Origin of the sequence: Nocardioides sp. P86, assembly GCF_023712465.1 — a bacterium.
GTDB lineage: Bacteria > Actinomycetota > Actinomycetes > Propionibacteriales > Nocardioidaceae > Nocardioides > Nocardioides kribbensis.
In genome coordinates, this window is sequence record NZ_JAMAYE010000001.1 from 820,186 (window position 1) to 832,793 (window position 12,608).

Below are 12,608 nucleotides of genomic sequence, written 5' to 3' on the forward strand. Positions count from 1 at the left end.
CGCGGCTGTCACTGCCGGCTCTTGCCCCCGCGGCCGCAGGAGAAGGTGGCCGCGAGGTCGGCGGAGGTGTCGTCGGCGCCGGTCAGCGGGAGGTCGGCGGTGGCCTCGCGTCGGGTGATCTCGATGCCCTCGGAGCCCTCGCTGGCGAAGTTGGCGCCGTCGAGGCTGAGCACGGCGCTGGTCTCGATCTCGCCGCCGGCCTGGTAGACGTTGAGCGTGTTCTGGTCGTCCTTGCCCCACGCGGCCATGTAGATCGCCTTGGGCTGGCCCTCCTGGGCCGAGCGGATGACGCGGGCCTCGCCGGAGTAGGCGGCCTCGGCGCCGCCGGAGACAGTGAGCTCGACGGTGCAGCCCTTCTCGGCGTCTCCCACCGGGCCCGAGGCCGAGGGCGACGGGGCGGGGTCGGCCTGGTCGCCGCCGCCGTCGTCACCGCTGCACGCACCGAGGGCGAGGGCGAGGCTGAGGGAGGGCAGGACGAGGAGGGCACGGCGCAGTCGCATGGGTAAAGTCAAGCACCCCTCGACGCCGGCGCGACGCCCCGTCGGCGGCGTGTCCGGGTCGCGCGGACCACACGGTCGGGGCCTGTGGACCCTCCCCCGAAATGCCCACCGGGGCGACACACATGACGTGTGTCGCCCCGGTGGTGCAGCCGGACGGCCCTGGTGTCCTAGGGTGGACAGGCGGTCCGGACCATTCTCAAGCAGCGGCAACAGAGAATGGCCCGGACCGCGTCTGTGTCTCCCGGCTGGTGGTGGTGCTCAGCTGTGCGGAGAAGCGTGGGGGTCGTGGACCCCCGGGAGAGTCACCCCGGGGCGGCTCGCGCCGCCCCGGGGCTCCTCACGTGTCACACGAGGGTCAGCGGACCCGGGTGTTGTTGGAGCGGTCGCGCAGGGTGGCCGCGGTGCCCTTGACGATGGCGAAGTACTTCGTGAAGCGCTTGCCGTTGACGTCGGGGGCGTTGACCTTGGCGATGCCCTCGGAGTTGAGGACGGCGGTGCCGACGAGCTTGGAGCTGCCGTCCTTCTTGATCCGGTAGAACTCGGCGACGGCCTCGTTCGCACCGGCGGTGACGCCGGCGGAGACGCGGAGGCGGTCGGCCTGGGCGCCGTTGTTGTTGGCGCTGAGGACCGCGGTGACCGGCTCCTTCTCGACCGGGCCCGGGTTGCCGACGAAGACGACCTGGTCCTGGGCGGTGACGACGCCGTTGCCGTCCGTGGCGGTCACGGTGATGTTGGCCGTGCCCTCCTCGGTGCCGACGAAGGTGTAGAAAGCCTCACCGTTGGCGTTGGTCGTCGTGGTGAAGTTGGCGTCGCCGTCCTGGCCGGAGCCGGGGCCCTGGCGGATGAACTGGACGTCGAGGTTCGACACCGGGTTGCCGTTGCCGTCGACCACGCGCACGGTCTCGGTGACCGGCGAGCCCACCTGGACCTCGCCCTCGGGCGAGGACGTGATGGTGGCGGTGGCGTCGGCGATGTCGAAGTCGTACCAGTTGATCGTGTACGTGTCGGTCAGCGCCTCGGTCGGGCCGGCGACGGCGGCACCGTTGACGACGGTGGTCGTCGGGGCGTTCCACGTCGCGGTGATGGTCTGGTCGACCTCGCGGATGCTGAAGGCAGAGAACTCGACGTCGTCGATGAAGTCCGTGGTGACCGTGTTGTTCGACAGATCGGCCAGCGTCGTGTTGTCGGTGAGCTGCACCGTGACGTCGGTCAGGTTGCCGAACTGGTCGGTGGCGTAGACGTCGAAGTAGACCTCATCGCCGGTGCGGGCCTCGGGCAGGAAGTCCGCGTCGTCGTTGAACCGGTCGTTCGGGACGATGGTGACGTCGCCGCCGTTGAGCGGGTTCGACGAGTCGAAGTCCGCGGTGGCGGTGTCGGAGGCCGACGGCGTGGTGCCGGCGGTCGCGACGGTGGCGGTCACGGTGGCGGTGGCGTCGCCGTCGTCGTCGAAGTCCTCCGAGCGGCCGATGCCGACCAGGAACTCGGCGACACCGGCGTTGTCGGTGGCGACCGTGATGGTCTGGCCGAGGTCGCGCAGGTTGCCGCCCTCGGTGCCGTTGGCGCCGGTGTAGGTGCCGTCGGTGAAGAACGCGTCGCCACCGATGGTGAGCGTGACGTTCTGGTTGGCGACCGGGGCGCCGTTGGCGTCGACGACCTCCACCTGAGCGAGGTCGGCCTCACCGGGGGTGGTGTTGGCGTCGAGACCGGTGATGTCGACCGTCGAGGCCGCCGGGGCGGTGGCCTGCGAGAAGATCACAGCGAGCGTGTCGCCCTCGAGGGCGTTGTCGATGTCGCCCTCGGAGTCGTCGTAGTCGGCCGTGTCGGCGGTGACGGTGCCGTTCTCGGTGGGCTGAGCGACGCCGGCCGCGGTGGCCACGTCGTCCAGGGTGGCCGAGAAGCCGCCGTTGGCCCCGGTGGTGACGGTCAGCGTGGGCTGGTCGGCGCCGGTGGTCTGGTTGAAGCCGGCGTCGCCACCGGTGTAGCTGAGGTCGATCGGGCGACCGGCCAGGGCCGTGCCGTCCTCGAGCAGCAGCGTGCCGGAGACGACGATCTCGCCGCCGGCCGGGGCCGAGGCGGGGTCGGCGTTGGTGATGTCGAGGGTCGCGTCACCGGCCTTGAAGGTCAGCACGTTGCTGACCGGGACCGCACCGTTGCCGGTGTTGGGGTCGGCGGCCACGCCGGCGAACAGCGTGAAGGTGCCACCCTCGGTGACGGTCGGCAGCGGGATGTCGGCCTCGCCGTTCGCGTCGGTCGGCACGGTGCTGGTGCCCGTGGCCGGGAAGCGGCCCTGGGTCGTGGTGCCGTCGAAGGCGGTGAAGGTGAAGTAGTACTGCACCTGCTGCACGCCACCGAAGTCGATGCCCTGCTGGTCCTGGACCTGCACGGTGATGTCGTTGGCGTCGTACTCGTTGAAGTCGAAGGCCGCACCGTTGGAGGAGTCGGCGTCGAGCGAGGAGGCGACGGGCACGTACTGGCCCAGGGCGACGTCGTTGGAGCGCTTGTCGCCGAGGTTGGCCTGGTAGCCGGTGGCGGCGGTGGCGTCGGCGTAGTAGTAGGCCGAGGCGTCGGTCTGGGTGAAGGTGGCCTGACCCTGAGCGTTCGTCAGCTGCGTGGCGCCGCCGGTGGAGCTGGCGACGCGGGCACCGGCGATCGGGCGCTGGTTCTGGTCGAGCACGGTGACCGTGACCGGCACCTGAGCGCCACCGGCGGTGGGCTGCCCGGCGACGGCGTTGACCGTGGTGATGGTCTGCTGGTAGAGCGCGAAGGCCTCGGTGTCCTCGGAGGCCTCCGAGGCGCGCACCAGGAGCTCGTTGGTGGAGCCGTACTGGTAGCCCGCGATGTTGAGGATGCCGGCCCAGGTGCCCGTGGTGGGGTTGGTGCCGGTGGTGGTGCTGACCGCGGTGCCGCCGGCGGCGAAGGCCGCGCCGTTGAGGAACTCGAGGTCGGGCGTCGCGGCCGGGTCGGACGAGGTGCCGTTGACGATGACGTTCTGCTGACCGCCGCCGTAGGGGGCCTGGAAGACGCCGACGGTGTCGCCGTTGGTGATGTTGACCGTCTCGACGGTGTTGTTGGCGGCCACGGGGGCGGCCGCGGTGTCCTCGTCGGTGGTCGTGCCGGCAACGTTGCCGGTGGCGCGGATGGTGACCGCGGGGGCGCCGGCGACGGCCGAGGCGTCCCACTCGATGCCGAAGACGCCGTTGTCGTTGCGCGTCGTGGAGCCGATCTCGGTGAAGTTCACACCGTTGAGGCTGTAGGAGAAGGTCACCGAGGTGACGCCGGTGCCGGCCTGCGCGGTGAGGCGGTAGGTCGAGTTGGTGCCGTCGGCCTGGGCCGAGATCGGCAGGGTCGGGTCGACGAGGGTGACGACGTTCTCGGACCCGGTGCCCAGGGTGAGGGGCGCCGCGTTGGCGATCGCGGGGACGCCCGTGACCGCGAGGGCGGCGATGGCCGTGGTGGCCAGTCCCCGCTTGATGCCGCTGCTGTTCATGTGGAGATGTTCCTTCCGGAAGGTGAAGTGAGCCTCCGACACCTGCCGGGGGACTCGCCAGGCCCCCGCTGGGACCCGGGCCCAGGTCTGCCGAGCAGACCCAAACAACGAGGACCCTAGGAAGGTAAAGAGGTGAGCACCCCCTTTTATGTGTACCGATTTTTGATCCGCAATAACTATGGCGGCGCTCCATCGTTGTGATTCCCGAGACGGAGCCCGAGGTGCTCCCCTACCTTTCTCCTGCACGACGACGTGAGGAGTACGAGACCCCATGAGCCTTGCGTCCCCCCCGACGCGCTCGCAGCAGCGACCGACCGACTGCCCTGAGGGCTCCGCGTGACGGGCCGACGACGCGGCCGTCCCCAGCAGATGCCCGACGACCCCAGCTCGCTCCGCTCACGCACCTTCGGCGCCTGGCCCCGCTCGGCGTGGCTGCTGGCCACCTCGCGCATGCTCGGCACCGACCTGGAGCTGGCCAGCCGCTCGGCCTTCGTGGAGAAGCTCAGAGGGCTCGGGATGGCCGCCGACCTCAGCCGCGTCAGCCGCTGGGAGTCGGGGCAGCAGGCCGTGCCGACCAAGGTGGTGCTCGCCTACGAGGGGGCCCTCGGTCTGCCGTCGGGCTCGATCCTGGCGACCTCGCGCAGCCTGCTGCGCAACTCCGCCCCCACTCCCCCGCCGCCCGAGCGGGCGACCTACGGCGAGGAGGACAAGGGCCCCCAGCTCGTGCAGGGGCTCCTCGAGCGTGCCTTGGCCGGCGACGTCCTCTGCGGTGGCGAGTGGCTGCAGCTCACCGTGGAGCTGGCGCGCTTCGACTACTTCTTCCTCATGGCCGACTCCTGGCAGGTGCTCTGCGGCCGGCTGGTCAACGAGCTCTCGCGCACGATGGGCATCGACCACCTGCGCCGCTACGAGGCCTGCGTGACCCTCATCGGCCACGACATCGCGCGCCCCCACATGCTCCACGCCCTGGGCTCCTGGCTGACCCACCCCGACGTGCAGCTCGCCGCCCCGGCCGTCTCGCTGCTGCGCGAGATCCCCGACGCCCCGGCCGGCGAGCTCGTGCTGCGGCTGCTGCGCAGCGACAACCCCACCCTGCGCGAGGCCGCGGTCGGCGTCGCCGCCGGCAAGGCCGCGCGGGGCCACTTCGACCCGCTCTCACTGCGCAAGCTGGAGAAGGTCGCCGCCCGGCGCCTCGACGCCCACGAGACCACCCGGGCCGCGGTCGACACCATCGACCTGGTCGTCCACCTGCCCGACGACGGCTTCGAGCGGGTCATGCGCGGCCTGCGCGACCCGGCCAAGCGGCCCCGGCTCCAGCTCACCCGCGACAAGGGCCTGCTGCTGCCGGCCCAGCACATCAACGCACTGTGCCGCACCATCGCCGGTCAGGCCCAGGCGGTCACCCCCACCGCGCGACCGGCCGAGCCCGACGCGCTGCTGGAGAAGCTGGTCAAGGAGCTGCTCTTCCACGTGCACGGCGTGCGACGCCGCATGGCCGGGCGGGTGCTGGCGCTCAGCCCCTACGGCCCCGCGGTCGCCGACGCCTGCGTGCCCCTGGCCGGTGGGGTCAACGAGGTGCTCGCCGCCCGGGCCTGGGACTCCCTGCTCGTGCTCGGCCACGGCAACCGTCGTGACGAGGTCGTGGCGCTCGCCGTCGGCGAGCCCCGCACCGGTCTCCAGGGCGAGGCGTTGGTCAGCGTCGGGCTCGGCCGGCGCCACCTCGACGAGGACGAAGCCGAGAAGCTGCTCGCCGTGGCCCGGGAGACCCCCCACGCCGACGTCAGGGCCTCGGCGGTCTTCGCGCTCGGCATGGCCGGCCCCGGGCACATCGCCGATGCTGGCCGCGCCTCGGAGGAGTCGGCCCGCGCCGCGCGCTGGTGGGCGGCCACCGGCCCTGCGATCTACGACGCCGACAGCTCCCCGGGCCCCGCCGCGAACGCTGTCTGAGCCCCTCGGGAGATCGATGGGCACGAGTCGGCCTCGTCCGGACCGACTCGTGCGACCGCGATCACCCCTGCGGGTGGAACGACCACCCGGACGTGGTGAGTTCACTCGCGACAAGCGCAAGACAACAGGCTGGGAGCCCCGCGGGGAACCGCCCGTCGGGGTGGGGACCGGCCGGTGACGCGCCACCGGGGCCCGCGGCCGGGGCGACCGACCAGCGGCACGGCGCCCGCCGTGCGACCCCGCGGGGGATGATCAGCGCGTGAGCGCCACTCCCCCCGGACCCGTCCCCGGACCCACCGGCCCGAGCCTGCCCGTGCCCGACGGCCTGGTCGAGGCCTTCTGGGCCTACGAGCGGGCCCTTATGGCCGACGACGTCGAGACCCTCGACCGGCTCGTCGCGCGCGCCTCCACCACGCTGCGCGGCGACGCCGCCGGGCTGCTGGTGGGCCACGACCAGGTCAGCGCCTTCCGCCGGTCGCACGGCCCGGCGCCGCGGCGACGGATCGTGCAGACCCACGTGCAGGTCACCGACCCCGACCACGCCCTGGTCGTCGCCGTCACCGAGCTCGAGCGCGGCGGCCGCGGTCAGCAGACCCAGCTGTGGGCCCGAGCAGTCGACGGCTGGGTCGTCACCGCCGCCCACGTCTCGGCGCCCGCCCCCGCCCTCGACAGCCGCATCTGGCGCGTGGTCGGCGACCCCCTCGTGCCCGGCGCCGCCGGCGGCCCGCTGGCCGGGGAGAGCCTCGCGGTCAAGGACCTCTACGCCGTGGCCGGCCAGGTCGTCGGCGCCGGCAACCCCGCCTGGGAGGCCGCCGCCCCCGTCGAGCGCGGCGACGCCCGCGTCGTCGACCTGCTCGTCGAGGCCGGGGCGTCGGTGCGCGGCATCGCCCGCACCGACGAGTTCGCCTACTCCCTCGCCGGCACCAACCACCACTTCGGCAGCCCGCCCAACCCGCGGGCGCCGTACCGCGTGTCGGGGGGCTCCTCCTCCGGCTCGGCCTCCGCGGTCTCCCTGGGTCACGCCACCATCGGTCTCGGCACCGACACCGGCGGCTCGATCCGCGTGCCCGCGGCCTACCAGGGCCTCTACGGCATCCGTACGACGCACGCCGCCATCGCGACCCACGGGCTGCTCGCGCTCGCGCCGAGCTTCGACACCGTCGGGTGGATGACCCGCGACGCCGACCTGCTCGCCCTCGTCGGCGAGGTGCTGCTGCCCGACTCCCCCGGCGGCTCGAGCGACCTCGTCGTGGTGCCCGAGCTGCTGGGGCTGGCCACGCCGCCGGTGCGCGCCGCGGTGGAGGGCTGGATCGGCGACCAGGGGCTGGTCGTGCGGGAGAGCTGGCCGCTCGGGGAGCTCGACGCCTGGCGTCGCGCCTTCTCCACCTGGCAGGCCTGGGAGGCCTGGCAGGTGCGCGGGGCGTGGCTGGCCGAGCGGCTCGACACCCTCGGGCCCGACGTGCGCGGCCGCTTCGCCGCCGCCTCGGCGGTCTCGCGCGCGGAGGCCGACGCAGCCCAGGCGGTCGTCGCCGGCGCCCGCGCCCGGGTGCGCGAGCTCGTCGGCGACCGGGTGCTCGTGCTGCCCTCCGCGCCCTCGGTCGCCCCGCTCGTCGGCGAGGACCTCGGCCGCGTGCGCGAGGCCACCCTCGCCCTCACTTGCCTGGCCGGCCTCGGCGGCCTGCCCGCCGTGTCGCTGCCCGTCACCACCAGCGACGGGCTGCCCGCGGGCGTGTGCCTCGTCGCCGGCCCCGGTCGCGACCGCGACCTGCTCGCGCTGGCCGCCAGCCTCGCCGGCTGAGGCCGAGCGCGACGGGGTCACAGCGGCCCGGTCGCCGCCGCCGGGTCGCCGTAGCCGGACGGGCACTGTCGGCGTACGCCGCGGCAGCGGCCGGACGACAGCCCGTAACCGCGCGGCGCCCGTCCACCCGAGGTCGTCGGCGGCGGCACAGTGCCCGTCCGGTTACGCCAGGGTCGAGGGAGCCACCCGGGCGGCCAGCCGGGCGTGGACCGCGCCGAGCAGGGTCGCCAGGGCGACCAGACCCCCGGCCACCACGAGCCCGGCGCCGAGGTGCCAGCGCAGCAGGGCGGCCCCGGCGGCGGCGCCGAGCAGGATCAGCGCGACCGCGAGCACGCGGCGCCCGGAGCCGCCGCCCTTGCCGCTGCCGAGCACCGAGTCGGCGGCAAGACCGGTGATGGTCGAGGTGACCACCACGGTGGTGACGTCCTTGACCGCGATGAAGCGCGCGGTGGCGGCCTGCACTCCCATCGCCGCCCCGAGCGCGGCGGTGACCGGCAGCGCGATGGCCTCGGCGGGGGTCTCGCCCGGGGTCTCGCCGAGCGCGAGCAGCAGCACCCCGAGGCCCACGCAGACGACGGCCACCGCGGTGAAGAGCAGCGTGGTGCGCCGGGTCCAGGCTCCGCCCGCGCGGCGCAGCACCCGCCCGCCGAGCGCCGCGCCGGCCATGAAGCCCACCAGCGCCACCACGGGCCCGAGCACCGGGAGGTCGTCGGCGCCGACGATCGCCATGCCGAGGATGACGACGTTGCCGGTCATGTTGCCGGTGAAGACGCGGTCGAGGCCGAGGTAGCCCACGGCGTCGACGATGCCGGTGGTGAAGGTCAGCACGAGCATGAGCGCCAGGTGCATGCGCTCGTGCGACACGGCGGCGAGGCGGGAGGTCACCCGAACATCCTCGCCGGGCGTGCGGGTGGGGGTGGGTGGCCGGGTGGTTTCGAGACGCTCGCTGGCGTGGTCCCTGAGGAGCGAGCGCAGCGAGCGTCTCGAAGGGCTCGCTCCTCAGCCACCGTGGCGGTCGGGTGGTTTCGAGACGCTCGCTGGCGCTCGCTCCTCAACCACCGTCGGACTTGCGCTTGCTGGCGCTCGCTCCTCAACCACCGAGGGTGGGTCAGGAGCAGGAGTAGCACGCGGTGTCGCGCAGGTACTGCAGCAGCACGGCGGCCTGGGCGCGGGCGCCGGCGGCGTTGGGGTGGGCGGGCACGCCGACGGCGGGGTCGTTGACCGAGGGGCCGTAGGTCTCGGCCCAGCGGGTGACGGGGTCCTGGCACAGGTCGTGGCCACCGGTGTGGCTGAAAGTGTCGACGAACTCCGCTCCCCCGCGTCGCGCGGCCCGCTCGACCATGCGGTTGAGCTGGCGGAACTTCGCGGCGATGTAGGCCATGTCCTCGTCGCTGGCCGGCACGGTCGGGTAGCAGCCGTGGTCGGGGATGACGTCCATGTAGTCGAGCACCAGCACACGGGCGCGCGGGGCGAGCCGGTGCACGGCGCGGAAGGCCCGCACGAGCTTGATCTCCGAGGCGCGGATCTGCTCGGCCAGCTGGTCGGTGCCGTCGGCGGTGTACTTGGCCTTGCAGCCGCCGAAGGGCAGGCCCGCGCCGGAGTCGGTGAGCGGGTTGTCGACCGGCAGCACGCCGAGGCAGTCGAGGCCCGCCGAGGCGATGCCGGCGTCGTTGCCGCCGATGCCGATGGTCACCAGCTCGGTGCGGCGGGTGAGCCGGTCGAACTGCGGCGGGTTGGTGCCGCCCAGCGGCAGCCCGGTCTGCGGGTGGCGGAAGTCGCGGGTGGTGGCCGAGCCGCAGGAGGCGTCGCGGAAGCGGTCGGCGCCGAGGGCCTCGGCCACGATCTTGGGGTAGTTGTGGTGCGACTGCGCGCAGTCGACCGGCACGTGCGTGGTGTCGGGCACCCCGTCGCGGTTGAGCAGCACCACGTCGGCGGTCCAGGAGTCGCCGAGGGCGACGTACTCGGTCAGCGACGGCAGCCGGCGCCGGTCGGGGGTCTGCGTCGACAGTGCCCGGGTCTGCGTCGACGGTGCGGTCGTGGCCGCCGTGGCGGTCGGCGCGGCCTGGGCGTCGGACCCGGCCAGGGGCGTCACGCCCGGGGTGAGCAGGGCCGCGGCGAGCGCGAGCGCGGCGAGGGGGGCGGCGGGCACGAGTCGGCGCGAGGACCTCATGCGGAGACCAACGTCACACTCCCGCCGAGGTCACGCCCCGGACCCGACGTCACCCGACGTCGCCCGGCGACCTCAGGCCGTACGCCGCTCCCGCGGGCCCGCGAGCTCCTGCGCGGCGCGGGCCAGGTCGTCGACGCCGGCGGCCAGCCACTCGGGCCGGTCGGTGGCGAGGTCGAGGTGGAAGCCCGACAGCGAGGCCTCGACCAGCGTGACCACGCGGCGCACCTTGCGGGGCGGGGCGCCGCAGCGCACGAAGTAGGTGCGCAGCGCGGCCGCCCACAGCTCGTTGGCCGCGCGGGCCTCGGAGAGGTAGGGCTCGTCGCCGATCAGGCCGGTGGCCGCGGCCTGGCAGTAGGCGGTGAGACAGCCGTGCATCGGCTCCTCCTGGTAGGTCTCCCAGAGCCGGTTGACCCCCGAGCGCACCGTGCGGGCGGCCGGGAGGGCCTCGACGATCTCGATGGCGCGCTCGGTGACGCGCGTGATGACCGCCGAGACCAGGCCGTCGCGGCTCTCGAAGTGGTAGATCAGCATGCGGTCGCTCGTGCCGATCGCCGCGGCCACCGGGCGCAGGGTCAGCCCGGTCAGACCGTGCTCGAGCACGTGGTCGGTGACCTGGTCGAGCAGCTGGGTGCGTCGGGACATCCCTTGAGTGTAGCGATCGCTACACCGCGGTGCCTCCTGACCCCGGCGCGGTCACCCCAGCGCTGCGCGCTGGGCGGCGACCACGGCGTCCATGGCGGGGCGCGCGGAGCGGGCGAGGTGGGGGAAGCCCAGGAAGCCGTGCGGCATGCGGTGGAAGTCCTCGACGCGGGCGGGGACCCCGGCGGCGGCGAGCGCCTCGGCGTACCGCACGCCCGAGTCGTGCAGCGGGTCGAGCCCGGCCACCACGACCAGCGCGGGGGGCAGGGCCGCGAGGTCGGGCGCCAGCAGCGGGGAGAGCCGCCAGTCGGAGGCGTCGACCGCGGTGGGGCCGGGCTCGGGCAGGTAGTGGCCCAGGAAGACCTCGAGGTCCTCGAGGCTGACCACGACGCCGTGGTCGTTGGCGGTGAAGGAGTCGTGCTCGCGCAGGGCCTCGGTGAGGTCGGTGGCGGGGTAGAGCAGCGTCTGGTGGCGCAGCCGCGGACCGCCGCGGTCGCGGGCGAGCAGCGCGACCACCGCCGCGAGGTTGCCGCCGGCCGACTCCCCCATCACCGCGACCCGCTCGGGGTCGGCGCCGAGCTCCGCGGCGTGCTCGACCGCCCACAGCAGGGCGCCGAGGCAGTCGTCGAGCGCCGCCGGGAACCGGTGGGTCGGGGCGAGCCGGTAGTCGACCGAGACCACCACCGCGCCCACCTCGCGGCACACCACGCTGGAGGCCCAGTCGCCCTGCCGCGCGCTGCCCAGCACGAAGCCACCGCCGTGGAAGGCCAGCACCAGCGGGCGCCCGGCGGCCGGTCGCGGCCCGGGCGGGGTGTAGACGCGCAGGGGCACCTCGCCGTGGGCGGCGGGGTAGGCCGTCGTCCGCACGACCACCCCCGGCTGCACCCGCCCCAGCACCACGCCGAGGGCTCGGCCGACGGGCCCGCGGTCGGGCAGGGCGAGGGCCTGGACCCGCTCGAGGCGGGCGGGGTCCATGCGCGCCACCGAGAACGACGGGCTGGCGCGCATCACCGCGTCGACCAGGCGGATGCCCGGGGTCAGTCGCGGGCGAGGGGTGGGCACGCAGGGATCGTAGGTCGGCGGGGTGGTGGTTTCGAGACGCTCGTCGCTGGCGCTCCTCCCTCCTCAACCACCGGGGGCGTCGCTGGCGCTCCTCCCTCCTCAACCACCGGGGGCGACGCTGGCGCTCCTCCCTCCTCAACCACCGGGGGCGACTACTCGGGGAGCGGCTCGGTGGGGAGGTCGCCGAGGCCGGCGAAGGCGTCGAGGTAGGGGGTGATCTCGCCGCGCACGGTCCAGGAGCGCAGCTGGTCGGCGGTGCGGCGGCTGGTGAGGGCCCGGAAGAGGTCGAAGCCGGAGGCCTCCAGCCGCACGGGCGCGTCGTCGGGGTCGACCCCGCCGTCGCCGTGGCTGCACCAGCGCCAGCCCTCGGGGGCGGGGTCGACCAGGGCGATCGGGGGGAGGTCGCCGACGGCGTCGGCGAGCCGGCCCGCCATGCGCCGGCGTACCTCCGCCAGGCCCGGGGTGTCGCGCGCGCCGGGCTCGCCGACGGCGCCGCGCAGGTCCTGCTCGTGGATGACGACGTCGTTGAGGGGGCGGCTGCCGTGCTCGCCCATCCAGGCCATCAGCCGCGGGGCGACGTCGTCCCACTCGGCGACCAGCTCGGCCACCGAGCGGCCCCGGCGCCGGTCGACGTGGGCCTGGGTCCAGGCGGGGTCGTGGTCCTCGGGCTCGTCGCCGTCGAGCACGTCGACGGGCAGACCGACGACGTGGCTGAGCAGGTCGCGCACGGTCCAGTCGGGGCAGGCCGGCACGTGGCGCTGCACCTGCTCCTCGTCGAGCCCGGTCACCAGCGCTCGCACCCGCTGTCGTGCGACCTCCCACTGCGACACCGGGTCGGTGCCCGGGTCGGCGCCCGCACCGGTCAGGTCCTCACCACCAGCCACGTCGGCCTCCTCCTCGTCGTTCTTGCTCGTCGTTCTTGCTCATCGTTCTTGCTCGTCGTCCCTGCACGTCGTCAGGGGCCCACCACCCCGCGGCCGGCGCACCCCGGGTCCTGCCTATCGG

Annotated in this window: 9 protein-coding genes; 2 read left to right on the top strand and 7 right to left on the bottom strand. The window is 74.1% G+C overall.

What is annotated here, in order from left to right; translation table 11 throughout:
• Nucleotides 1–8: 8 nt before the first annotated feature.
• Together M3673_RS03760 and M3673_RS03765 are read right to left on the bottom strand one after the other, a co-directional pair.
• The gene (locus tag M3673_RS03760; RefSeq protein ID WP_251531682.1) at nucleotides 9–500 is read right to left on the bottom strand and encodes a hypothetical protein; all 492 of its coding nucleotides are present in this window, start codon (nucleotides 498–500) and stop codon (nucleotides 9–11) included.
• A gap of 355 nt (nucleotides 501–855) precedes the next feature.
• Nucleotides 856–3,987: an Ig-like domain-containing protein gene (locus M3673_RS03765; protein ID WP_251531685.1), complete on the bottom strand. Its 3,132-nt coding sequence runs from the start codon at nucleotides 3,985–3,987 to the stop codon at nucleotides 856–858.
• Nucleotides 3,988–4,323: 336 nt separating this feature from the next.
• On the opposite strand from M3673_RS03765, the gene M3673_RS03770 reads away from it, so the two are divergent.
• Both M3673_RS03770 and M3673_RS03775 read left to right on the top strand, forming a co-directional pair.
• Nucleotides 4,324–5,934: a hypothetical protein gene (locus M3673_RS03770; RefSeq protein ID WP_251531687.1), complete on the top strand. Its 1,611-nt coding sequence runs from the start codon at nucleotides 4,324–4,326 to the stop codon at nucleotides 5,932–5,934.
• Nucleotides 5,935–6,193: 259 nt separating this feature from the next.
• Complete coding sequence (locus M3673_RS03775; RefSeq protein ID WP_251531694.1) at nucleotides 6,194–7,732, top strand: AtzH-like domain-containing protein; 1,539 nt, start codon at nucleotides 6,194–6,196, stop codon at nucleotides 7,730–7,732.
• Between the two features lie 162 nt (nucleotides 7,733–7,894).
• On the opposite strand, the gene M3673_RS03780 is transcribed toward M3673_RS03775, so the two are convergent.
• From M3673_RS03780 to M3673_RS03800, 5 genes are all read right to left on the bottom strand, one after another.
• On the bottom strand, nucleotides 7,895–8,617 hold the full coding sequence (locus tag M3673_RS03780; protein ID WP_251531696.1) for a YoaK family protein: 723 nt from the start codon (nucleotides 8,615–8,617) through the stop codon (nucleotides 7,895–7,897).
• A gap of 223 nt (nucleotides 8,618–8,840) precedes the next feature.
• The gene (locus tag M3673_RS03785) at nucleotides 8,841–9,902 is read right to left on the bottom strand and encodes an SGNH/GDSL hydrolase family protein (protein WP_251531698.1); all 1,062 of its coding nucleotides are present in this window, start codon (nucleotides 9,900–9,902) and stop codon (nucleotides 8,841–8,843) included.
• A 72-nt stretch (nucleotides 9,903–9,974) separates the two neighbouring features.
• Nucleotides 9,975–10,544 (bottom strand): TetR/AcrR family transcriptional regulator, encoded by a 570-nt coding sequence (locus tag M3673_RS03790; RefSeq protein WP_251531700.1) that lies wholly within the window; start codon nucleotides 10,542–10,544, stop codon nucleotides 9,975–9,977.
• A 51-nt stretch (nucleotides 10,545–10,595) separates the two neighbouring features.
• Complete coding sequence (locus M3673_RS03795) at nucleotides 10,596–11,603, bottom strand: alpha/beta hydrolase (RefSeq protein ID WP_251531702.1); 1,008 nt, start codon at nucleotides 11,601–11,603, stop codon at nucleotides 10,596–10,598.
• Nucleotides 11,604–11,755: 152 nt separating this feature from the next.
• Nucleotides 11,756–12,487, bottom strand: a complete 732-nt coding sequence (locus M3673_RS03800) for a maleylpyruvate isomerase family mycothiol-dependent enzyme (RefSeq protein ID WP_251531704.1) — start codon at nucleotides 12,485–12,487, stop codon at nucleotides 11,756–11,758.
• Between the last annotated feature and the right edge of the window lie 121 nt (nucleotides 12,488–12,608).